Raw genomic sequence first — 21,295 nt, forward strand, 5'->3', positions numbered from 1 at the left:
GGTGCGTGACCATCGCGCCGCGCCCGGAGCGGGTGATGCGAAAGACTGCACTTGCGCGCCGTCAACTTTCCTGAATCAACCGCCGTTGCGCGCCATGCGCGTGCGGCCACCGTCCGCCATCGTGGGCAGCGGATCCTGCGTGCCGGAGACCACGACGAGGCGCTGGACCTCGCCGCGGAGGAACGCCTGGAGGAAACGTTCGTAGTCGCGGAACGAGACGCAGCCGTTCGAATCACCGCGCGGTCCCAGCATGAACGTATGGGCCAGCAACCCGACCCGGCCGTAGATCGCCTCGCTGCCGCCCACGGGCGTCAGCCGGATGGCCCGCACGCCGTGAAACAATTGCTCGCGCTCGGTCAGGTCATAGGTCCCGGGCGGCGTCGGTCCACGCATCCGCACATTGACCAGCCGCGGATCGTCCAGACCCTCGCCGAGTCCCGAATGGGCTTCGAGTCGCTCGCCGCTCGGCAGCGTCACGCTCCGGGCGGCAATGTTGTAGATGGCAACGCCCCCCGTCGGGCTCGGCTCGCGCGACAGGGCAAGCGGCGGTGAGATCCGCCGCTGCGGGGCCACCACGATCGGCTTGCTCTCGAGCGCAGCGTAGGCCAGGGCCGGTGTGGGTGCCGGGGACTGCTCGAGACCGAACAGTTTCTCCAGGAACGTACGCTCGTCCGTCGGCGGTGCCGCCGTCTGAGCAAGCGGAACGTCGCGCCGGGCCATGCGCCGGTCGGCCCGGCGCGCGAGGACGGGCGCCCCCGGGCTGCGAAATTCAGGGGGACGCGGAACCGGAAGCGGCACGGTCACGGCGATGCGCGGCGCTTCTTCCGGCCGGCTCTCCGATGGCACTTCCAGATTCGGTACGGCAGGAACCGGCACCAACGGCATCCAGGCCCAATGCGCCGGAGGGCCGTCGGCGATCTCCGGGTTTGCCTCAGCCGATGCAAGCGCGTCCGGCTCCGATGGGGACGTCCTGGCCTCCGATGCCGCGGCGGTATTGCGCGAACGGACCGGCTGGTCGGCTGCCCCGGGCGACGTGCTCCGGATTGCCGCCGCCATATCGGATGCGGATGGCCGCAGGTCATGATCTCGGATGCCGGATCCGACCAGGGCCATGGCGAGCGCGCCGGTGAAAACCGTCAGCGGCGCGAGACACGAATGTCGCGACCGTCTGCTGTCCTGGCCGTTCGGCGGCACGGTATCGATCGCCATGCAGATGCCCATGCTCCTCGTCGGGCGGGGGCAGGTCGGTCCGGAATCGTCACCCTTCGACGCGTGGGACGTGCAACCAGACAACCTGCTCCGCTCGGGCCGAAACAGCGGGTCTGAACGGGCTTTTCTGCGGCAAGTCCATGGTCGATCTGGGATCGATCGGGGCCATTTTCAGGCGCTATAGACCACTTCCGCAAGTATTCGTCGGATCATGGACGCTTCTGATAACTGCCTTCGCCGAGCATCTATTCCGGCACGTTGCGGCGATGGCATCGACGGTCGCTGTCAGGATGGACGCCTTGAGGTGCTCTCCGCCGACCGGGATCCCGGTTCGACGTTGGAGAGCGCATCAAGGTGACGTCCGGGTCAACAGGACCCGGACGTACGCCTACGGGCTTGGTTTCAGTCGTTGTCGATCTGGCGCCCCAGGAGCGCGATGGCGCGCTCATAGACCGGCGCGGCGTTCCAACCCTGGATCGCGGCGAAGTTCGGCTCACCGGGCTGATAACCCGCACCGGCACGCCACCCGTGCGCCTTCAGGAAGTTGGCTGTCGACGATAGGGCTGCGTTGACGTTGTTCAGGTCGCCGGTGCCGTAGGTCAGCACGTTCTTGGGCAGGAACTGCGTGTGGCCGACCTCCCCGTGCGCGGCCCCGCGGGTGCTCGGCGTCAGCAGGCCGCGGTCAACCAGGGTCAGCGCGGCGTAGAGCTGGTCCGTGAAATACTCGGAGCGGCGGCAATCGTAGGCGAGCGTCGCCACGGCCGAGAGGGTATTGACGTTGCCGCGCACGGCGCCGAACCCGGTCTCCATGCCCCAGATCGCCAGCAGCGGCCCCGGCGGGACGCCGTAGCGCTGCTCGATCGAATCGAACAACGCTGCGTTCTGCCGCTTCAGCACCCGCCCCTTGGAGACGATCGTCGGGCCGCCGCGTTTGGCTAGGAACTGGTCGAGCGACAGCTTGAAGCTGTGCTGGCCACGATCGGCCGAGATCGTGGCGGTCGAATAGGTTGTGTTCTGCAGCGCTGCGAGGCTCGCCGCGCTGGCCCGGCCGCGCGCTTCCTCGGAGAATTCCCGCTTCCAGGTCTCGAAGCCCGCGGCACTGTTGCCGCATTGCGCGGCCTGCGCCTGCCCGGCGCTCAAGGCGATCCCGGCGATGGCCGCTACCGCGAGGGTCTGACGCCGTATCATGTCGATCACGAAACACTCCTTCGGCGCGTCCTCGCGCCTCATCCGCCTGGCGATACCCTGCCACATCTCGGCGATATCAGGGCGAGAAGATGTCGAAGACGCGAACTCCGAAATCCTGCCTTCACACTTGCGAATTCGCTTAACGACTGTTGCATGCCGCGGCCGGCCGGGCCGCTCCTCCGGCAGCGCGGGGACGCCCGCCGATCGGGCCGATCGGTTCGATGATCGCTTTGCCGGCAAGGTCTTTGCCGGACATGCGGCCCATCAATGCAATGTCCCGCCGCCATTCGTTCTCCATGGGACTGATTTGCCGGCGAAGAGAATTCGTTTCGAACGGTTCTTACTGGCGTCACAACGTTGTCAAATGTCGGTCATAGCTTTGCCGGCGGAAAAATGGTCTCCGGAGAAGCGGTTTGGGGCTCATCACGGACAGGGCAGCTCGACGCCTTACGCTGCACCGCATCTCCTGATTCGCGTTCAGCGTACCGCAATGTCGGCGATCTCAACGGCGGCGCACCGTTCTCCCCGGCATGCCGGCGCGGTGCCGTCGCGCTGTCGAGGGCAAGGATCCCTGCGATCGCGCCGGCGGGCCTGATCCGGAGCGAGGTCCGGACAGGTCGGCCGCGCGCAGGCGCCGAAACCTCGATCCATTCACTTTCATCTCACCAGCTTTCGATCTGGCAGACAGCGAGACTGAACACCCATGGCTATCGGAATGCACGGCACCGGCTCATCGCGCTCAGGCGCGCTCGGCCCCGATCTCGATCGCGACGGTGTCGCCAAGGCCTACGGTCGCTGGGCGCCGGTCTACGATCTGGTGTTCGGGCCGGTCTTCGCCCAGGGGCGGACCCTGGCGGCGGCCGCGGCGGAGCAGGTCGGCGGGCGGATCCTCGAAGTCGGGGTCGGGACCGGGTTGTCGTTGCCGGCTTATCGCCGAGCGCTCAGCATCGTGGGTATCGATATCTCGGCGCCGATGCTGGAGAAGGCGCGCCAGCGCGTGGCGCGGCTCGGCTTGCGCAATGTCGAGCGCCTCGCCGTCATGGATGCCGAGCACCTCGACTTCCCGGACGCGTTCTTCGACGTGATCGTGGCGCAATACGTTGTCACGGCGGTCCCGAACCCCGAGGCGGCGCTGGACGAATTCGCCCGGGTTCTCCGCCCCGGCGGCGAGATCGTCATCACCACCCGCATCGGTGCCGAGAACGGCCTGCGCCGCACCATCGAGCATGCCCTGGCGCCGATCACGAGCCGCCTCGGCTGGCGGACCGAATTCGCCTGGAACCGCTACGCCGCCTGGGCGGCGGGCGCTCCGGTCGAGATCGTCGAGCGCCGGGCGCTGCCGCCGCTCGGCCATTTCTCCCTCGTCCGCCTGCGCAAGCACGACGCCTGAGATCCCGCGACGCCACTCCCCCATCGTCGTTTCACGAGGACGCACACCATGGCGAGCTTTCTGGAAGCTCTGCGCATCCAGCGCTGGGATGATCACCGGTACTACCACCACAATCGCGTCAATCAGAGCTTGCACGTCATCAGTGCGATCAGCTTCCTGGTGGCCTACGCCCTGGCGTTCAAGGACCCGGCGACGGCCGCGCTCATCGGCTGGCTGATCGCCATGACGTCTCGGCAGGCCGGTCACCTGTTCTTCGAGCCGAAGGGCTACGACCACGTCAACGACGCCAGCCACGAGCACAAGGAAGAGATCAAGGTCGGCTACAACCTGCAGCGTAAGATCGTGCTGCTCGCGATCTGGGCTCTGTCGCCGCTACCGCTCTACTTCGATCGGAGCTTGTTCGGCCTCATCTCGCCGCACCAGACGACGACGGACCTGATCCGCAACGTCGGCTGGATCTGGCTGTGGCTGGCGCTGGCGGGCCTGCTGTTCCGGATGGTGCAGCTGTTCGTCCTGCGCGACGTGCAGACCGGACTCGTCTGGGTCACCAAGATCCTCACGGACCCGTTCCACGACATCAAGCTCTACCACAAGGCGCCGCTCGCGCTGCTGCACGGTGAGTTGGTCGAGGAGCATGAGCCGCACGAGCACGGCGCCTGAGATCGCAGAGCGGACGCCGGGCGGGGATCCGCCCGGCGCTCTTGGGGCTGGATCAGGCTCGATCCGGTGCGCGCAGGCCGATCCGGGCGCCCAACGTGCCGAGGCGCACCGCCGCAACCTCCCGCAGGAGCGCGCGGCGGATCGCCTTGTCGCTCGGCGCACCCGCATCCCACCAGCCATCGGCCCGCATCGCCGTGGCCGCCGCGACGAACCGCGCCGCTACGGCCTCGAACGCCGCGTCGTCGTAGGCGAGACTGAAGATCAGGCGACCGGTCCCGACCCAGGACAGGGCCAGCCCCTCCGCGCGCAGGTAGAATTGCAGCATCCAGTTGTAGCGCGACGTCTTGGTGTACAGGACCGTCCAAACCGTGGACATGTTCGCGACCCGCACCGGCAGGCCTGCTTCCGCCAGCAGGGCGTTGAGGCGCGCCGCGCGCCGGTCCCAGGTCGCGTCGAGATCGGCGTAGAGGGTGGCGACCTCCGGCGTGTCGAGCCGGTCGAGGAACGCGCTCATGGCGCCCATTACATAGGGATGGGCGTTGAAGGTCCCGCGGGCGAAACAGATGTCGACCGGGCGGTCGTCCCGGTAGCGCCGCATCAGGTCGGCGCGCCCGCACAGAACGCCGACCGGAAGGCCGCCGCCCAGCGTCTTGCCATAGGTCACCATGTCGGCCTGGACGCCGAAATACTCCTGAGCGCCGCCCCGGGCGAGGCGGAAGCCGAGGAAGACCTCGTCGAGGATCAACACGATGCCGCGGGCGCTGCATACCGCCCGCAGGTCGTGCAGCCACTTCGTGTAGGCGACCCGGTCGAAGGCGGTCTTGCGCGCGCTGTCGACCAGGGCCGAATCGGACGGCGCGCCCGCGTTGGGGTGCATGGCCTGGAGCGGGTTGACCAGCACGCAGGCGACATCCCGTCGGGACGCGAGGACCTGCAAGGTCCGCTCCGACATGTCGGCCAGGGTGAGCGTGTCGCGGGTCGGGACGGGGTTGCCGATGCCGGGCTGCACCTCGCCCCACCAACCGTGATAGGCGCCGCACAGGCGCACGATCCGGCGCCGTCCGGTGTGGTAGCGAGCGAGCCGCACGGCCTGCATCACCGCCTCGGTCCCGGACATATGGAACGAGACCTCGTCGAGGCCGGACTGCGCCTTCAACCGCGCGACGTTGCCGGTGACCACCGGGTGCAGCGGGCCGAGCACCGGGCCGAGCGCGGCGACGCGCGCGGCCCCCTTTTCCAGACAGGCCCGGTAGAAATCGACGCCGAACAGGTTCACCCCGTAGGAGCCGGCGAGATCGTAGGCGACGTTGCCGTCGAGATCCGTGACGGTCACGCCCTCGGAGGCGGTCGCGAAGGCGCCGGTGCCGAGATGTGCGCGCACGTGCCGGGCGTACTGGAACGGCACCCGGTACAGGCCGGTGAATTGCAGGTCCGACAGGCCGTCGCGCACGGCCTCGGTCTCGGCGCGGGTGCGCGCGTAGCGCGTCCGGAACAGGTCGGAGAGCCGCGCGAAGCCGGCCTCGCGCCGCTGCGCCACCGCTTCCTCCGGATCGTCGGAGCGGAAGAAGGCGCGCTCGGAATAGGCGTAATTTGGAATGAGCCCGGCGACGCGCCGGGCCATCCGGGCATGGCCCGTGAGCGAAGGATGTTTCGCCCGGGACAATCGCAGGCGCTCTGCGGCGCGCGGAAGAGCCAGAACCGCGGCGGCGGTGGTGGCGGACAGAGTGGCGAGGAGTGCGGACATCGCCCCGTGCCCTATCGGAGGCGGTTCACGGCATGATGACGGTTTCCGGATCGCCGCTGCGGCGGGCCCTGGCACGGGTCGGCGCCCAGGAGGACCTGAACTTCCTGCTGACCAACCGGCTGCCGCGCCGGCTCGCCACCCGGTTCATGGGCTGGTTCAGCCGCATCGAGCAGCCGCTGGTGCGCGACTTCTCGATCGCCACCTGGCGCCTGTTCTGCGACGTGGACCTCTCCGACGCCCGCGAGACGCGTTTTCCGAGCCTCCACGCGGCTTTCATCCGGACGCTCCGGCCCGGGGCCCGGCCAGTCGAGGCCGATCCCACGATCCTCACCAGCCCGAGCGACGCGATCCTCGGCGCCCACGGCCGGATCGAGGCGGGGCGCCTGTTTCAGATCAAGGGTCTGTCCTATCGCCTGGTGGACCTGCTCGGGGGCGATGCGCAGCTCGCCGACGCCCACGAGGGCGGCACCTACGCCACCCTACGCTTGACCGCCGGGATGTATCACCGCTTCCACGCGCCCCACGACGCGCGGGTCGAATCGGTCCGGCACATCTGGGGCGACACGTGGAACGTGAACCCGATCGCGCTGAAGCGCGTCGAGAACCTGTTCTGCCGCAATGAGCGTGCTGTCCTGCGGCTGCGCGTGACGGAGGCGGGGCACGCGGTCACGCTCGTGCCGGTCGCGGCGATCCTGGTGGCAGGCCTGCGCCTCGGCTTCCTGCCGGAGGGCACGGTCCTGCGCCGGACGGGCGGCCGGACCTTGCCCTGCACGACCCGCCTCGCCAAGGGGGACGAGATGGGCTGGTTCGAGCACGGTTCGACCATCGTGGTGCTGGCACCGGAGGGCTTCACGCTCCTGCCCGGGTTGACCGAGGGCCGAAGCCTGCGCATGGGCGAGCCGCTGATGCGCCTGCCCGCGGCAGCGAGGCCCGAGTGACGGGCCCCGCTGTCGGTCAGGCCGCCTGGACGGTTGCGAGATAGTCCGCCACGGCGGCGCTCAGTGCATCCGACTGCCGCGACAGTTCGGTCGCGGCCGTCAGAACCTGGGTGGCGGCGGTGCCGGTCTCGGTGGCGGCGTGCGTGACCGCTCCGATGTTGACCGTCACCGCCTGCGTCCCACCGGCCGCTTCGCTGGCGCTGCGCACGATCTCCTGCGTAACGGCCCCCTGCTCTTCCATCGCGGCCGCCACGCCGACCGCGATGGTCCGCAGATCGAGGACCGTGGCGGTGATAGCCTGGATGGCGTCCACGGCGCGGGTCGTTTCGCCCTGAATGGCATTCACTTGGCCTGAGATCGTCTCGGTGGCCTTCGCTGTTTGGTTGGCGAGTTCCTTGACCTCCGCGGCGACCACGGCGAAACCCCGGCCGGCCTCGCCGGCCCGGGCCGCCTCGATCGTGGCGTTCAGTGCCAGCAGGTTCGTCTGCGCAGCGATACCCGAGATGAGGCCGATCACGGCTCCGATCCGCTCGGCGCCCTCGGCCAGACCCATGACCAGTGTGTTGGTCTCATTGGCGGTCGTTGCGGCGCGTTCGGCCATTTCGGAGGACCGCGTGATCTGACTGTTGATCTCGGCGATCGAGGTCGACAACTCCTCGCTCGCCGCGGCGACGGTCTGGACGTTGGCCGAGGTCTGTTCGGCCGCCGACGAGACCGTAGCGGATTGGGCGGCGGTCTGATCGGCATTGCGGCTTATTGACCGGGCCGTCGCCTGCATCTCGTCCGCTGCGCTCGTCAGCGTTTGCGTCATGCGTTCGACCTGAGACCGGAACGCCCGTGTCGCCCCATCCAGGACCTCCGCCCGGCGGGCTTTGTCCGCGAGATCCTGAACGGCCGCCTCATCGGCCACGCGCTTGGCGATCAGCGCCTCGCGGAAGATTTCGAGGGCCTTTGCCATGGCGCCGATCTCATCGGACCGTTCGGCGCCGATCACCTGCGTGTCGAGGTCGCCGGAGGCAAGGCGACCCATCGTCAACGTGGTCTCCTTGATGGGTCGTGTGACCTGATCGAGGATCACCCTGACTCCATATGCGACCGCGAACACGGCGATAAGCAGCGCCGCGAGTTGCAGGATGCGCAGGATGTCCGCCAAGGCTTCCGCGCGCTCGAACTCCGCGCGCGCCTCGCTGACTTGCAAGTCGCTGAGCTTCGTCACCCCCGCCATCGTCACTGTCATAGCTTGAAGCAACTCGGCCGTGTCGGATGCGGTCGCGGCGGTTTCCTGCGCCTTCAGACTGCGGCTCAGATCGTGGAGGATGACCGCGTCCCGCTCAAGATGCGGCTTTAGGGCTTCGACGAGGCGCTCCTCTTCCGGTGTCAGGTAGGTGACCAAGTATTCGGACCAGACCTGCTTGGAGCGTGCAAGTTGCCGTTCCAGGATTGCGGCTGCCTCGGTCCTGTTCGTCGTTGCTTTATCGATGGACCGCAGGACGACGAGCATGGCGTCGTAGGCGTCCCGGAACGCGCTGAACTGGCTGAGCGGTAAAATTCGGTCCTCGACAATCGTATGAAGGCTTCTGTCGCTGCTGCGGAGCGCAAAATTGCCGAGCGCCGCGGAACCAAGAAGTAGAGTGCCAAGCATCACGAGGAGTGCGATGAGTCGCACTTTGATCGAAATTTTCATTTGAAGGGACAAGTCCTAGGGTGCCCAATTTTTCGAAAGCTTTGGCATCCTAGTGCTTTGCAAAAGAAACTCAAGTGTCAGACTTCGATGTCGGTAATAATTCGATATCTCAGATGATGTACGGACTGATTTTAGGCAAAAGGAATTCAATTTGGTCGATCGAGCGCAACGATAGTCAATTGGAGCTCTGGTTTTGCTGAAGATTTTTGATGCGAGCGAATCGGATATCGGATCCGATCAACGGCTCTCGAATTTTTGATCGGAGATCGTCTTTTCCGAAAAACGGGGACGCGCTTTTGGATGAGGTTCGATTACCGATTCGTCTGCCGCGACGGCCTCGTGCGTCACGCTGCCCGCGGACGAATGACGACTTCCGAAACGCAACGAGCCGCCGGCCCCGTTCAGGGGCCGGCGGCTCGCGTGCTCGGCGCGGTCGGCGCCGGTCTATACGTCGAGGTTGGCGACGCTCAGCGCATTCTCCTGAATGAACTCGCGCCGCGGTTCCACGACATCGCCCATCAGCTTGACGAACAGGTCGTCGGCATCGGTGACGTCCTTAACCTTGACCTGCAGCAACGAGCGGACTTCGCGGTCCAGCGTCGTCTCCCAGAGCTGCTGGGCGGTCATCTCGCCGAGGCCCTTGTAGCGCTGGAGCTGCAAGCCCTTGCGGCCGAAGGCCATCACCGCCTCGAACAGGGCGACCGGACCGTGCAGGACGGTCTCATCGGCCTTGCGCATCAGCGTGGCGGGCTCGCCGTAGATCTCGCGGAAGGCGTCCGCCCGCTCGGACAGGCGGCGAGCCTCTTGGGACGCGATGAGGCCGGCATCCAGCGTTGCCACCTGCCGGACACCGCGCAGCGTCCGGCTCAAGCGGTAGCCGCCCTCGAAGGCTTCACCCTGCCAGCCGCGCTCGGTCTCGTCCGCGATGGCGTCGAGGCGGCGCGCGGTCACGTCGGCCAGCACCTCCGCTTCGCCCGGATTGTCTGCGACCTCGGCATCGAACGCACCGGCCAGCACCGCCTGCTCGACCACCGAACGATCGTAGCGCGTGTGCAGGCCCTGTAGGATGTTCCGGAAGGTGCGCGCCTCTTCGACGAGGCTCTTGAGCTGAGGTCCGGCGAATTCTGCGCCGGTGGAGAGCCGCAGGATCGCACCGTCGGTGCCCTGATCGATCAGGTAATCCTCAAGGGCACGCTCGTCCTTCAGGTAGATCGCCCGGCGCCCGCGCTCGGCTTTGTAGAGGGGCGGCTGCGCGATGTAGAGGTGGCCGCGATCGATCAGCTCCGGCATCTGCCGGAAGAAGAAGGTCAGCAGCAGGGTCCGGATGTGAGAGCCGTCCACATCCGCATCGGTCATGATGATGATGCGGTGGTAGCGCAGCTTCTCAGGATTGAAGCCTTCGCGATCTGTGGAGGAACGCCCGATCCCGGCGCCGAGCGCCGTGATGAGCGTCCCGATCTCGGCCGAGGACAGCATCCGGTCGGCGCGCACACGCTCGACGTTCAGGATCTTGCCGCGGAGCGGCAGTACCGCCTGGAAGGTCCGGTCGCGGCCCTGCTTGGCCGAGCCGCCGGCGGAGTCACCCTCGACCAGCAGGATCTCGCACTTGGTTGGGTCGCGCTCCTGGCAATCGGCGAGCTTGCCTGGGAGCGAGGCGATATCGAGCGCGCCCTTGCGGGTCACGGTCTCGCGCGCCTTGCGGGCTGCCTCCCGGGCGGAGGCCGCCAGGACGACCTTGCCCATCACAGAGCGGGCCTGCTGCGGGTTCTCTTCGAGCCAGGTCGACAGGCCCTCGTTGAGGACGTTCTCGACCGCGGGCCGGACCTCGGAGGAAACGAGCTTGTCCTTGGTCTGCGACGAGAATTTCGGGTCCGGCACCTGCACGGAGATGACCGCGGTAAGACCCTCGCGGCAATCCTCGCCGGTGAGCGAGACCTTCTCCCGCTTGGACACGCCTGAGGAATCGGCATAGCCGGTGATCTGACGGGTCAGCGCGGCGCGGAAACCCGCCATGTGGGTGCCGCCATCCCGCTGCGGGATGTTGTTGGTGAAGGGCAGGACCGTCTCGTTGAACGAGTCGTTCCACCAGAACGCGACTTCGACGCGAATCCCATCGCGTTCTGAGCATACGACCACGGGATTGCTGATGCCGTCGATCGGCTTGCGGGAGCGGTCGAGGTAGCGCACGAAGGCCTCGATGCCGCCCTCGTAGTACAGTTCCTCGCGCTTCTTCTCGGCATGGCGACCGTCGGTCAGGACGATGCGCACCCCCGAATTGAGGAAGGCGAGTTCGCGCAGGCGCTTCTCTAGCGTCCCGTAATCGAACTCGATCATGGTGAAGGTGCCGGTCGAGGGCAGGAAGGTGACTTCCGTGCCGCGCCGACCGTTGCCGGGCCCAACCACCGCAAGCGGTGCCACGGCATCGCCGTGGCGGAACTCCATCGCGTGCTCCTTGTCGTTGCGCCAGACGCGCAACTTGAGCCACGACGACAGGGCGTTCACGACCGAGACGCCGACGCCGTGCAGGCCCCCGGAGACCTTGTAGGAATTCTGGTCGAACTTACCGCCCGCGTGCAGCTGGGTCATGATGACCTCGGCCGCCGAGACGCCCTCTTCCTTGTGGATGTCCACCGGGATGCCGCGGCCATTGTCGGAGACCGTGACGGACCCGTCCGCGTTGAGGGTGACGGTGACGAGATCGGCATGGCCCGCGAGCGCCTCGTCGATGGCGTTGTCCACCACCTCATAGACCATGTGGTGGAGACCCGAGCCGTCGTCGGTATCGCCAATGTACATGCCGGGGCGCTTGCGGACGGCGTCGAGGCCCTTCAGCACGCGGATCGATTCCGCGCCGTAATCGGCGTGCTCGGATTGGGGGGTGTCGGCCATGTACTTCCTCGGGCAGGCGGGCCTTGACGCGACGGAGGGTCTCGCGCCGTCAGGCGCCCACGCCTGAACTCTCACTCGGTCTACGCAATATAGGGGTTCCACCTTGAGTTTGCACGATTTTTGCGCGCTCGCGGTGGGACCGGTCCGTCTTTTCTGAGGCCCCCGGCTTAACGCCGCGTTAGCCCTCGATCCCGCCCGCACTGGCCGCGTCGAGCCGGGCAACGGACTCTGCCGACAGCGTCAGCCCGGCCGCACCCAACAACTCGTCGAGCTGCGCCACCGTGGTGGCACTGGCGATCGGCGCAGTGATGCCTGGCCGGGCGATGATCCAGGCCAGCGCCACCTGCGCCGGGCTCGCCCCGTGCGCGGCTGCAACCGAATCGAGCGCATCGAGCAACGCGAAGCCCCGCGGGTTGAGGTACTTGGCGACCCGGTTCTCCCGGGCCCGGCCGGCAGCGTCCTGAGCGGAGCGATACTTGCCGGTGAGGAAGCCCGCCGCCAACGAGAAATAGCCGATCACGCCGACCTGCTCGGCCCGGCACAGGGGCTCCAGCTCGGCTTCGTAGCCGCGCTCGGCGAGGCTGTAATCGGGCTGGAGGCATTCGTAGCGTGGCAGGCCCGCCTTGGCCGAGAGCGTCAACGCCTCCTTGAGCCGCCCGGCGCCATAATTCGACGCCCCGATCGCCCGGACCTTGCCGGCCGCGATCAGACGCTCGCAGGCGCGCAAGGTTTCCTCCAGCGGAACCTCGGCATCGTCGAGATGGGACTGGTAGAGATCGATCCGGTCGGTTTGCAGCCGCCGCAGCGATGCCTCGCAAGCCTGCTCGATATGCTGCGCCGACAGGCCCTTCCCGGCCTCGCCCATATCCATGCCGACCTTGGTGGCCAGCACGACCCGGTCCCGCGCACCTGGGCGGGCCGCGAACCAACGCCCGATCACCGTCTCGGATTCGCCGCCGGCGTGGCCCGGAGCCCAGCGGGAATAGACGTTGGCGGTGTCGATGAAGTCGAAGCCGCGTTCGACGAACCGGTCGAGGATCGCGAAAGACGTCGCCTCGTCGGCGGTCCAGCCGAAGACGTTGCCACCAAGGCAGAAGGGCGCGACCGTGAGGTCGGAGCGGCCGATGCGGCGCTTGTCCATGGCGGTCAATCCTGCAGGAACGGGTTGGAAACGCGCTCCTCGCCGAGCGTGCTGGTCGGGCCGTGGCCCGGGATGAAGGCGATGTCGTCGCCGAGCGGCAGCACCTTCTCCTTGATCGCCCGGATGAGCTGATCGTGGTTGCCGCCCGGCAGGTCGGTGCGGCCGACCGAGCCCTTGAACACCACGTCGCCCACAAGGGCGAAGCGCGCGTCCCGGCTGACGAACACCACGCTGCCGGGGGAGTGGCCCGGGCAATGAAGGATGTCGAAATCGAGGCCGCCCACGGTCACGGCGTCGCCCTCGTCGAGCCAACGGTCCGGCGTTACGGCCCGAGCCTCACCGAGCCCGTAATTGGCCGCCGTCTCCGGCAGGGAGTCGAGGAGGAACTTGTCTGCCAGATGCGGGCCCTCCACCGGCACGCCGAGGCGCTCGCGCAGCTCGTCGGCGCCGGCCGCGTGATCGACATGGCCGTGGGTCAGCAGGATTTTTTCCACCTGCACGCCCTGCTCACGGATCGCCGCCTCGATCCGGTCGAGGTCGCCGCCGGGATCGACCACGGCGCCGATCTTGGTGGCTTCGTCCCAGATCAGGGTGCAATTCTGCTGGAAGGGCGTGACCGGGATGATCCCGGCGCGGGGCGTACCTGGCATGGAGTTCCGCGGGTTGGCCGCGCCGGCTTCGGCGCTCGTGGAGGGGTTCTAGCGCAGAAGAGGCGCTGCGGTACCCTTGCTGCGCCCTGCATGGTCGCAACGCCATCGCGCGCTGGGCCAAACCGGTCTTCCGAAATCCCGGCCCGCGCCTGATCTGTCGTCTTCGCGGTCGAGAGCGCCTTCGCTCTGTCCGGACGGCAGCGCGGGGCGCTCATCGATACTGCGCGCCGAGGACACTTCACCTGATCACCAACAGCACAGCCAGGACGAACACGAACGCGATTCGTATCCGGTCTCCGGCGCGTTCCTCGGCGTTGGGCGTGATGCAGTTACAATGAGGACAGGCCCTGCTATCGCCGATGACGGCGTCGCAGGCATCGCACCGTTCGGGTATGCCGAGCATCTTTCGGCCTCCCATCTCCGTCGGTGACGTCGTTTTCCCATTGGCTCCAGAACGACGTGACGCGGCCCTTTCCCAAGCGGACGCGTGCGTTTTCTAACGCGGATTGCTTGGGATCGATGCTCGCCGTCACCTTCCAAGACGGGCCTTGCCGCAGGCGAGAGCCTATACCTGGGGGCTCAAGAAACGGAGCCGTCTCCGGCCTCCGAGACCACGGGCTCGTCCGCCCGGCCCTGCGGCCGGCGGAAGCCGTCCTGGAGCTTCAACATATCGGCCATGCCCAGCGCCCGGCTGCTCCACCACGTCTCGGCGGTGTTCGTCTGCGTGAAGCGGTCGTGGGACTTGCCGCCATAGGCTCCGAACAGCACCCGTTCCACCCCATCGGAGGTCGGATCGGACCGGTCGATCCGATAGGAAGGCGGAGCGGCCTTGCCGGAGACGCCGATCCGGACCCAGGCGTCGCCGTAATGCTTCTGGCACATCCGCATCGTGACCAGCACCTGCCGAAGATAGGCCTCTCCGTCAGGGAGGTCGGGCAGGATGTCCGCGATCGTCGCGTCCGGGGGGTAGGGCTTCGTCCGGGCCATGGTTCACCTTGCTCCGGCGTGTCCTACCGGTTCGGCCGGCTGAGCGCGAGGCGTGATCGGACCTCCTTCATGCCGGACGCCGCTTCAGGAGCGCGTCGAGCCCGCCGACGCGGAACCAGTGATAGCCGTACCCCTCCAGGAACAAGCAATGCGTGCCGTCGTCCCGGACCTCGCTGCGTGACCCGGTGAGCACGTCGACCAGCACGTCGTGCTCCGGATCCGGGTTGCCTGATTCGAGCGCGATCTCCACCGGCTCCGCCGCGAGATTGTGGATGCAGAGGACCGCGTTGCCGCGCCATTCATAACGCAGGGCCAGCACCGAACTTCGGCCCGTCGGCACCGCGACGACGTCGCCCCAGCCGATCTCCGGGGTCTCCTTGCGCTGGCGGATGATGCTCTGCATCCAGTTGAGCAGCGAATCCCGCTCGTGGCGCTGGTCGGCGACGTTGACATGGGCGTAGCCGTACGGGCCGTGGTCGATCACCGGGAGCACGGTGGTGTCTGACTGCGAGAACCCACCCTGGTGCTCGCCGGTCCACTGCATCGGCGTGCGGGCGCAGTCGCGCTCCTTCAGGGTGAGGTCGTCGCCCATGCCGATCTCGTCACCGTAGCGCAGCACCGGTGTCCCAGGGAGGGTGAACATCAGCGAGTAGGCCATCCGGATGCGCCGTGGGTCGCCGGACAGCATCGGCGCAAAGCGGCGGCGGATGCCCCGATCGTAGAGCTGCATGCCCTTCTCGGGACCGAATTCCTCGAACACGGCCTCCCGCTGCGCCTCGGTGAGGCGGCCGAGGTCGAGCTCGTCGTGGTTGCGCAGGAAGATGCCCCACTGGCACGAGAGCGGGCGGGGCTTCGTCTTCTCGATCGCCTTGAGCAAGGGACGCGCGTCGTGCGCCGCGAGAGCGTAGAAGCTCGCCTGATTGACCTGGAAGTTGAACATCATGTGCATGCGGTCGGCGTCGTCGCCGAAATAGTCGAAATCCTGTTTCGGCAGGATGTTGGCCTCGGCCAGGATGATGGCGTCGCCCTGGCGCCATTGCAGGAATTCCCGGAAGTCGCGCAGCATGTCGAACTGCTCGCGCGGTTTGCCGCCGACTTCCGCGCCCTTCTCGGCGATGACGAAGGGCGCCGCGTCCATCCGAAAGCCCGACACACCGAGCTGGATCCAGAAGCCCATGATCTTCAGGATCTCGGCCAGCACCGCGGGGTTGGCGGTGTTCAGATCCGGCTGGAAGTTGAAGAACCGGTGGAAGTACCAGGCCTTGGCCTTCGAATCGTAGGTCCAGGTCGTGTCCTGTACGCCCGGGAAGACCATGCCCTCGTCGGCGGTGGCGGGCCGCTTGTCCGACCAGACGTACCAGTCTCGGAACGGCGAGTTCGGGTCGGATCGGGCCGCCTGGAACCAGGGATGCTGGTCCGAGGTGTGGTTGACCACGAGGTCGATCAGCACCCGCAGGCCACGCTGCTTGGCCGCGTGCGTGAAGGCCACGAAGTCGCCGAGCGAGCCGTAGGCGGGATCGACGCCGTAATAATCGGCGATGTCGTAGCCACCATCCTTCTTGGGCGAGGGCTGGAACGGCATCAGCCAGACCGCGGTGGCGCCCAGGCCCTGGATGTAGTCGAGGCGGCGTTCGAGCCCGGCGAAATCGCCGACACCGTCGCCGTTGGCATCCATAAAGGTTCCGACGGAGAGGCAGTAGATGACGGCGTTCTTGTACCACAGGTCGTTGATCATACTGCCCCCCGGCATCGTCGCGCCTTCAGAACGTGGGGCCGGCCCAAAGCGTTGCCGTTCGGCGCGTCCTTAAATCAGCCGCGTTGTGCACGCCCTGTTCAGACGCGTGCCCGGACGGTCCGGCGCACCCGTTGCGTCCCCGAACCCAGCCTGCATGAACGCCATCCTGATCAAGCTGTTCGCGACTGCCCTGACGCTCAGCCAGGTCACGACCCACCCGGATGCGGTCCGTACCCGCTTCGATCCGGCCACCGACGGACCGGAGGTCATACGGCTGCTGCGCGACGGCTGCGCCCACATGCGCAAGAGCTTCGACATCGAGGATATCAACCTCGACGACCTGATCTCCACCGCGATGGAGGATCCGACGACGGTCGCCGGCCCATCCGCGCCGAAGATCCTGCACGGGCTCGATATCAACGAGCTGAACGTCAGCTACAAGCAATTCTGCAAGGGTGAGAACCCGCCCAATTCCCCCTTCGATGCGAAGGCGGTGATCGAATTCTACGACAACGCCGTCAAAGACCTGCCCAGCGCCGAGACCCTGCGCGACAAGGCCCTGCCCGGCATGACCCGGATCCTCGACGGCGCGGGAAAACCCTTCGCCGAGGCGTCCGAGCCGAACGGGCGACGCGTCGTGGTACCGATCTCGGCGGTACCGCCGTTGGTACAGAAGGCCTTTATCGCCGCCGAGGACAAGCGCTTCGAGAGCCATCACGGCATCGACGAACGCGGCGTGATCCGCGCCTTTATCGGCAACCTCGCCTCGCCGGGCCGGCCCGCCGGCGGCTCGACCATCACCCAGCAGGTGGTCAAGAACTTCTCCGTGGGCGACGATGTCACCTACGAGCGCAAGATCCGCGAGATGATCGTCGCCTCGCGACTCGAGCGGATCCTCGCCAAGCCGCAGATCCTCGGCTTGTATCTCAACGGCATCTATCTCGGCCGCGGCGCCTACGGCATCGAAATGGCGGCGGAGAGCTATTTCGGAAAGCCGGTCGGCCAGCTCACCCTGCCGGAGGCAGCCCTGCTCGCCGGCATGCCCAAGGGCCCGAACTTCTACAGCCCCGACAAGTACCCCGAGCGGGCGCGGGAGCGCCGGGCCTACGTGCTGTCGCGCCTGAAGGAAGAGGGCACCATCACCGAGGCTGAGATGAATGCCGCGATCAAGTCGGATCTCGGCTTGAAGTCGATCGAGACCGCGCGACGCGATTCCGGGTTCTACGCGGTCGATTTCCTCAATCGCGAGGCCCGGACTTTCGCGGGCGTCGATTCCCTCACCACCGGCTCGTTCACAGTGCGCTCGACGATCAATGCCGGCCTGCAGCGCGCCGTCGAGGAGGCGCTGCAGGACGGTCTCGCCAATTACGAGCGTTCCACCGGCCGCCAAGCCTTTACCGGCCCTGAGCTCAACCTCGCCGACAGCGTCCGCCGCATCCAGGTCGCGACGCCGGCCCCTGAGGCATCGCCGCAATCGGCCCCCTCGGTCACCGGGGCCCGGGCGGATCCCGTCAAGCCGGACGCCAGGAGCCCGCGGACACCGAAGGTAGCTGTGACGCCGCAGCGGAAACCGGCTTGGCTGCTCGCGCTGGAGAGCGCGCGACCGGTGCTCTACGACGTGCGCTGGCCGATGGCCATCGTGCTGGAGACGGGGCGCGGCGGCCTCAAAGTCGGGCTCGCCGACGGCCGCACAGCCACCCTCGATGCCGGGATCGCCCGCGGCAAGCTGCAACTCTACGACGTGGTGCGTGTGAAGGTCACGCAGGGCAAGGGCGGCGCGCATGCGCAGCTCCGCGTCCGGCCGACCGTCCAGGGGGCGGCTGTGGTCATCGAGAATCAGACCGGCCGGATCCTCGCCATGGCGGGGGGCTTCTCCTACCCGCTGAGCCAGCTCAACCGCGTCACGCAGACGGTGCGCCAGCCGGGTTCGACCCTCAAGCCGCTGACCTATCTCGCTGCCCTCAATGCCGGCCTGCAGCCGAACACGCTGGTGATGGATTCGCCCGTCACCCTTCCGCCGATCAACGGGACCGGCGATTCCTGGTCTCCGAAGAACTACGAGGGCGGCGGCTCTGGCCCCACGACGCTCCGGCGCGGGTTGGAATTCTCCAAGAATCTGGTGACTGCCCGCCTCCTACAGGGTGGTATCGCCCCGAAGGCGCCGGCAAGCCTCAAGCGCGTCTGCGACATCGCCCTCGAAGCGCAGATCTACGCCGAGTGCGAACCCTATTACCCCTTTGTCCTGGGCGCGCAGCCGGTACGGATGCTCGACCTTGCGGCCTTCTACGCGGCGGTGGCCAACGAGGGGGCGCGGCCGACACCTTATGCCCTCGAATCGGTCGAGCGGGACGGTAAGTCGCTGTACACGCATGCGGCGCGCGAACCAGTTCGGATCGGCTCGGCCGACCGGGTCTCATTCTACCAGCTCAAGACCATGCTCCAGGGCGTCACCCAGCACGGCACCGCTGCGGCGTTGTCGAAGGTCTCGGCCTACGTGGCCGGCAAGACCGGCACGTCGGAGAACGAGAACGATGCGTGGTTCGCGGGTCTGACCAACGAGATTTCGGTGGTGGTCTGGGTCGGCTACGACAATGCCGACGGCAGCCGTAAAACGCTTGGACGCGGCCAGACCGGTGGCCATGTCTCGGTTCCGATCGCCTCGGCGATCCTGCAGGCGGCCTGGGCCAACGGCGTGCCGAAGACGCCGCTGAAGGGGCCTACGTCCGAGGCGCGGCCGTTCATCGCCGATTTGGCGATCGATCCGCGCAGCGGTGTCCGGGTCGCGGGCGGCGGCTTTATCGAGCATTTCCGCACCAGCGGCGACGGCAGGATGGCCGATACCCAATACCGCCTCGTCCCGCGCGAGACGCTCTACGCGATGCGGCCGGACGCCGAGGATGGCGACCTGGGCGGTGCCGAGGACGGTGCGAGCGTGGCGGGCGACTATTACGGCACCATGACCGGCGAGCGTGCGCCCGCGGATCCGCTCGACCCGTTCGGAGACCGTCCGCCGCCGCGCAGCCGCCGTGCGCAGGGGGATCTGGATCCGTCCGGCCAGGACCCGTACAGGCCGTGGCCGGGCCAGGCCGCACGCTCGCCGTTCGGGGATGACGGCGTTCGCAGGCCCCGCCGCCGCGATCCGGACTACCTGTTCGGCGAAGAGTCCGGCTTCTGACCGCCCTCCCCCGTAAGATGAGACACCCGTTGCGAATGCAGCTTCCCGCCGCCCGAGTCCCCGCGGCTTTTGCCCTTGCGCTGCTGGCCGCGATCCCGGCCCGCGCGCAGACGCCCGCCGCCAACACCGCGCCGGCCCCCGCGGCCGACCGGATCAAGGAGGTGCCGTCGGTCACGGCCGTCGATCCGGCGACGATCAAGCCGGGCCAGATCCTGTTCACTGACCATCGCGACAAGCCGACGGCCCCGGAGAACGGGCTGATTCCGTATCTCGACTGGCAGAAGGTGCGTCCGGCCGAGGCGGCGGTGCTCGCTCCCTACCCCGGCTACAAGGAGCCCGACTACACCGTCACGGTGAACGGCGTGACCAAGCCGCGGCACGAGACCCTCAAGATCTACGTGGCCGAGGGCCGGTTCGTCGTTCCTCGGCCGCCCGAGTCGATCGACAGCGCGTCCTACGCCAATCTCGCCTTCGTTCAGAAGATGGATCCGGCGATCAAGCACCGCGCCGTCTCCTCCGCCGAGGTGACGCCCAACAAGGATCCGGCCGCCGCCTTCGCCAAGCGGCCCGATCGGCCCTGGTGCGAGGGCGCCGGTGCCTGCATCGAGTCGCGTTACGATCTGGAGGGCAAGCTGCCGCTCGGCGTGAAGCTCGCCAACAAGCTGGAGGAAGGTTCGGCCAAGAAGATCGCCGAATATGTCTCGTTCCAGAGCGAGTTGCGGGTGCTCGGGCCCGACCAGGACGGGCCGCTCCGAGCCCTGACCAAGATCGATACGCCGGTGACTGGCGGGCTGGAGCAGACGATCTTCTGGGTCAACCAGATCCTGCGCTTCGGCAAGTTCCTGGCGGTGTTCCAGCCGATGCCGAATGACCCGGGCAAGACGGTCGTCACCACCTACATGGCGCTCGCCATCAAGGGCGACGTGCTCGACCGGAAGGCGGAATACGCCCGTGTGCCGGTGCTGAAGAACCTCTTGCCCGCCCAGGTGCTGATGGGCAATTCGAGCTTCAACACCGGCACGTCGATCAGTGCCGGGCTGCCGGTCTATGCCCGGAACCGGATCACCACCTTCGCGGACGCGCTGACGAAGCGCTGACGGGCTTCGATGGCCGGACGGTGAACGCGTCGCCTCCGCGTCCCAGCGGCAGCGACGCGTCACTTACATACCGCGGTTGCCGATCGTCGGCAGGGTCGGCTGCGTGTAGGCGCGGTTCACATCCCGCCGGGTCTGGGTGCCGTTGGTGTTGCTGGAGGCCCGGTAATTGTCGAGGTTGAAGCTCTCGGCGAGACCGCTGCGGGAGTCCGGCCCGTCGGTGGCGCAGGCGCACAGGCCGCCGATCGTGAGCGCGGAGAAGGCCAAAAGGACGAGGCGCATGGGAGGTCCTGACGGGTTCGGCCGATGATCGGCCTTGAATGCAGAAACGGCAGTGCCGCCATCGTCAGGCCCAGGTAGACCTCGTCAAGAGTGACCGCCAACCGTGAATCGGTTCTGCGGCCTCCGATGCGCAGCGGCCACGGAAAATCCACCACGCCGTTCGTTTGCAGCGGATAGGGCTTGGCACCCTCTGGCCAATCCGGGGCCTTTCGGGCGACAACCACCGGCGATGAGCAACGTCTTGCCCTTCCGTCCCCGCGCAAACGTCGCGCGCCTCGCCCGCTGTGAGGTCGTCACCGTAGCAGGCGACCTTCTCGAGCTGCTCGACCAGCTTGAGGACGTGAGCGCACGCGCCGCCGCTATGGGGCGTCCCGCGCGCGAGGTCGAACGCACCGTCCAGAACCTTCTGGATGCAGTAAGTGCGGTTGAACGGGCTTTGGATTGCATCGGCGAAGGTGAGCAGTCCGCTCCGGCCTGACCAACCGCACTGCGACGCCGGCCCGATCGGTCAAGCGTGTCAATAGCCTCG

The 21,295-nt window shown here is 67.2% G+C and carries 17 protein-coding genes; 7 read left to right on the forward strand and 10 right to left on the reverse strand.

Annotated features, from left to right (window positions below; translation table 11 throughout):
* Positions 1-75 precede the first annotated feature (75 nt).
* Positions 76-1,209, reverse strand: coding sequence for a tlde1 domain-containing protein (locus OXS49_RS01335; RefSeq protein WP_267421053.1), 1,134 nt, complete (start codon positions 1,207-1,209; stop codon positions 76-78).
* On the opposite strand from OXS49_RS01335, the gene OXS49_RS01340 reads away from it, so the two are divergent.
* The gene (locus OXS49_RS01340; RefSeq protein ID WP_267421187.1) at positions 1,091-1,393 is read left to right on the forward strand and encodes a hypothetical protein; all 303 of its coding nucleotides are present in this window, start codon (positions 1,091-1,093) and stop codon (positions 1,391-1,393) included. The two genes, OXS49_RS01335 and OXS49_RS01340, sit on opposite strands and share 119 nt — an antisense overlap.
* Positions 1,394-1,611: 218 nt before the next feature.
* Here OXS49_RS01340 and OXS49_RS01345 read toward each other — a convergent pair whose 3' ends face one another.
* Positions 1,612-2,397 (reverse strand): lytic transglycosylase domain-containing protein, encoded by a 786-nt coding sequence (locus tag OXS49_RS01345; RefSeq protein ID WP_244000303.1) that lies wholly within the window; start codon positions 2,395-2,397, stop codon positions 1,612-1,614.
* Positions 2,398-3,100: 703 nt separating this feature from the next.
* Here OXS49_RS01345 and OXS49_RS01350 point away from each other — a divergent pair.
* Both OXS49_RS01350 and OXS49_RS01355 read left to right on the forward strand, forming a co-directional pair.
* On the forward strand, positions 3,101-3,787 hold the full coding sequence (locus OXS49_RS01350) for a methyltransferase domain-containing protein (protein WP_267421055.1): 687 nt from the start codon (positions 3,101-3,103) through the stop codon (positions 3,785-3,787).
* Between the two features lie 48 nt (positions 3,788-3,835).
* On the forward strand, positions 3,836-4,447 hold the full coding sequence (locus OXS49_RS01355) for a hypothetical protein (RefSeq protein WP_244000175.1): 612 nt from the start codon (positions 3,836-3,838) through the stop codon (positions 4,445-4,447).
* Between the two features lie 52 nt (positions 4,448-4,499).
* Here the strand turns inward: OXS49_RS01355 and OXS49_RS01360 are convergent, their stop codons facing one another.
* Positions 4,500-6,191, reverse strand: coding sequence for an aminotransferase class III-fold pyridoxal phosphate-dependent enzyme (locus OXS49_RS01360; RefSeq protein WP_267421056.1), 1,692 nt, complete (start codon positions 6,189-6,191; stop codon positions 4,500-4,502).
* 32 nt (positions 6,192-6,223) lie between these two features.
* Between OXS49_RS01360 and asd the strand changes: the two genes are divergently transcribed.
* Positions 6,224-7,129, forward strand: coding sequence for an archaetidylserine decarboxylase (asd, locus tag OXS49_RS01365; protein ID WP_267421057.1), 906 nt, complete (start codon positions 6,224-6,226; stop codon positions 7,127-7,129).
* Positions 7,130-7,145: 16 nt separating this feature from the next.
* Here the strand turns inward: asd and OXS49_RS01370 are convergent, their stop codons facing one another.
* From OXS49_RS01370 to OXS49_RS01395, 6 genes are all read right to left on the reverse strand, one after another.
* Positions 7,146-8,813 (reverse strand): methyl-accepting chemotaxis protein, encoded by a 1,668-nt coding sequence (locus OXS49_RS01370; protein WP_267421058.1) that lies wholly within the window; start codon positions 8,811-8,813, stop codon positions 7,146-7,148.
* Positions 8,814-9,257: 444 nt separating this feature from the next.
* Complete coding sequence (gene gyrB, locus OXS49_RS01375) at positions 9,258-11,702, reverse strand: DNA topoisomerase (ATP-hydrolyzing) subunit B (RefSeq protein WP_267421059.1); 2,445 nt, start codon at positions 11,700-11,702, stop codon at positions 9,258-9,260.
* Between the two features lie 178 nt (positions 11,703-11,880).
* Positions 11,881-12,843, reverse strand: a complete 963-nt coding sequence (locus tag OXS49_RS01380) for an aldo/keto reductase (RefSeq protein WP_244000186.1) — start codon at positions 12,841-12,843, stop codon at positions 11,881-11,883.
* Between the two features lie 5 nt (positions 12,844-12,848).
* Complete coding sequence (locus OXS49_RS01385; RefSeq protein ID WP_244000188.1) at positions 12,849-13,493, reverse strand: MBL fold metallo-hydrolase; 645 nt, start codon at positions 13,491-13,493, stop codon at positions 12,849-12,851.
* 579 nt (positions 13,494-14,072) lie between these two features.
* Complete coding sequence (locus tag OXS49_RS01390) at positions 14,073-14,480, reverse strand: hypothetical protein (protein ID WP_267421060.1); 408 nt, start codon at positions 14,478-14,480, stop codon at positions 14,073-14,075.
* Positions 14,481-14,547: 67 nt separating this feature from the next.
* The gene (locus OXS49_RS01395) at positions 14,548-16,215 is read right to left on the reverse strand and encodes an alpha-amylase family protein (protein WP_267421061.1); all 1,668 of its coding nucleotides are present in this window, start codon (positions 16,213-16,215) and stop codon (positions 14,548-14,550) included.
* Between the two features lie 154 nt (positions 16,216-16,369).
* On the opposite strand from OXS49_RS01395, the gene OXS49_RS01400 reads away from it, so the two are divergent.
* Positions 16,370-19,390, forward strand: a complete 3,021-nt coding sequence (locus tag OXS49_RS01400; RefSeq protein ID WP_267421062.1) for a transglycosylase domain-containing protein — start codon at positions 16,370-16,372, stop codon at positions 19,388-19,390.
* A 17-nt stretch (positions 19,391-19,407) separates the two neighbouring features.
* Entirely contained in the window at positions 19,408-20,487 is a 1,080-nt protein-coding gene (locus OXS49_RS01405) for a hypothetical protein (protein ID WP_267421064.1), read from the forward strand.
* A 63-nt stretch (positions 20,488-20,550) separates the two neighbouring features.
* Here the strand turns inward: OXS49_RS01405 and OXS49_RS01410 are convergent, their stop codons facing one another.
* Positions 20,551-20,766 (reverse strand): hypothetical protein, encoded by a 216-nt coding sequence (locus tag OXS49_RS01410; RefSeq protein WP_243919415.1) that lies wholly within the window; start codon positions 20,764-20,766, stop codon positions 20,551-20,553.
* 229 nt (positions 20,767-20,995) lie between these two features.
* Between OXS49_RS01410 and OXS49_RS01415 the strand changes: the two genes are divergently transcribed.
* A complete protein-coding gene (locus tag OXS49_RS01415; RefSeq protein ID WP_244000196.1) occupies positions 20,996-21,244 on the forward strand; it encodes a hypothetical protein in 249 nt (82 codons plus the stop codon).
* The last annotated feature ends 51 nt before the right edge of the window (positions 21,245-21,295 follow it).

The organism is Methylobacterium sp. GC_Met_2, from assembly GCF_026540795.1.
Classification (GTDB): Bacteria; Pseudomonadota; Alphaproteobacteria; order Rhizobiales; family Beijerinckiaceae; genus Methylobacterium.

Coding starts and splice junctions, on each gene's coding strand:
- OXS49_RS01340 (WP_267421187.1), top strand. CDS start 1,091: ATGCCGGATCCGACCAGGGCCATGGCGAGCGCGCCGGTGAAAACCGTC.
- OXS49_RS01335 (WP_267421053.1), bottom strand. CDS start 1,209: ATGGCGATCGATACCGTGCCGCCGAACGGCCAGGACAGCAGACGGTCG.
- OXS49_RS01345 (WP_244000303.1), bottom strand. CDS start 2,397: ATGATACGGCGTCAGACCCTCGCGGTAGCGGCCATCGCCGGGATCGCC.
- OXS49_RS01350 (WP_267421055.1), top strand. CDS start 3,101: ATGGCTATCGGAATGCACGGCACCGGCTCATCGCGCTCAGGCGCGCTC.
- OXS49_RS01355 (WP_244000175.1), top strand. CDS start 3,836: ATGGCGAGCTTTCTGGAAGCTCTGCGCATCCAGCGCTGGGATGATCAC.
- OXS49_RS01360 (WP_267421056.1), bottom strand. CDS start 6,191: ATGTCCGCACTCCTCGCCACTCTGTCCGCCACCACCGCCGCCGCGGTT.
- asd (WP_267421057.1), top strand. CDS start 6,224: ATGATGACGGTTTCCGGATCGCCGCTGCGGCGGGCCCTGGCACGGGTC.
- OXS49_RS01370 (WP_267421058.1), bottom strand. CDS start 8,813: ATGAAAATTTCGATCAAAGTGCGACTCATCGCACTCCTCGTGATGCTT.
- gyrB (WP_267421059.1), bottom strand. CDS start 11,702: ATGGCCGACACCCCCCAATCCGAGCACGCCGATTACGGCGCGGAATCG.
- OXS49_RS01380 (WP_244000186.1), bottom strand. CDS start 12,843: ATGGACAAGCGCCGCATCGGCCGCTCCGACCTCACGGTCGCGCCCTTC.
- OXS49_RS01385 (WP_244000188.1), bottom strand. CDS start 13,493: ATGCCAGGTACGCCCCGCGCCGGGATCATCCCGGTCACGCCCTTCCAG.
- OXS49_RS01390 (WP_267421060.1), bottom strand. CDS start 14,480: ATGGCCCGGACGAAGCCCTACCCCCCGGACGCGACGATCGCGGACATC.
- OXS49_RS01395 (WP_267421061.1), bottom strand. CDS start 16,215: ATGATCAACGACCTGTGGTACAAGAACGCCGTCATCTACTGCCTCTCC.
- OXS49_RS01400 (WP_267421062.1), top strand. CDS start 16,370: ATGAACGCCATCCTGATCAAGCTGTTCGCGACTGCCCTGACGCTCAGC.
- OXS49_RS01405 (WP_267421064.1), top strand. CDS start 19,408: ATGAGACACCCGTTGCGAATGCAGCTTCCCGCCGCCCGAGTCCCCGCG.
- OXS49_RS01410 (WP_243919415.1), bottom strand. CDS start 20,766: ATGCGCCTCGTCCTTTTGGCCTTCTCCGCGCTCACGATCGGCGGCCTG.
- OXS49_RS01415 (WP_244000196.1), top strand. CDS start 20,996: ATGAGCAACGTCTTGCCCTTCCGTCCCCGCGCAAACGTCGCGCGCCTC.